This window comes from Salinimicrobium oceani (assembly GCF_012037645.1).
The window spans coordinates 1-570 of sequence record NZ_JAAVJR010000283.1 but is presented as its reverse complement, the minus strand read 5'-3'; the positions used below and the strand labels follow the sequence as shown (position 1 = coordinate 570).

At 44.6% G+C, this 570-nt stretch carries 1 protein-coding gene; it reads left to right on the top strand.

What is annotated here, in order from left to right; translation table 11 throughout:
• A partial coding sequence (locus tag HC175_RS16740) for an efflux RND transporter permease subunit (RefSeq protein ID WP_168139499.1) occupies window positions 1-570 on the top strand: 570 nt, incomplete at both ends.

Genomic DNA, 570 nt, shown 5'->3' with positions numbered 1-570 from the left:
TCACCTGGAGTTTTGAAGGCAGCCAGGCAGATATGCGGGAATCGACCGATACGCTTTGGAGTGGTTTTACCATAGCAATGTTGCTCATCTATGCGCTGCTTGCCCTTGCGTTTGGCAGCTACACGCAACCTTTGATCGTCCTTTCTGCCATTCCTTTTGGTATTGTGGGTGCAGTCATTGGTCACATCTTACTGGGCTATGACCTCTCCCTTGTAAGTTTAATGGGAGTAATTGCCCTTTCGGGAGTTGTTGTAAACGATTCTCTTATTATGATCGATTACGCAAATAAAAGGAAAAAAGATCTTTCAGTCTATGATGCCATTCACGAGGCAGGATTGAGAAGATTCAGGCCTATAATGCTAACCACTCTTACCACTTTTGGAGGGTTAACTCCTATTATCCTTGAAACTTCCAGCCAGGCACAACATTTAATTCCCATGGCCATTTCTCTTGGCTTCGGGATCGTTTTTGCGACCTCCATCATTCTTGTAATAGTTCCCTGCCTTTATTTAATCCTGGAAGACATGGTGAAATTGATCAAAGGCCGGGAGTCGGGTTCCCAAAAAGCAA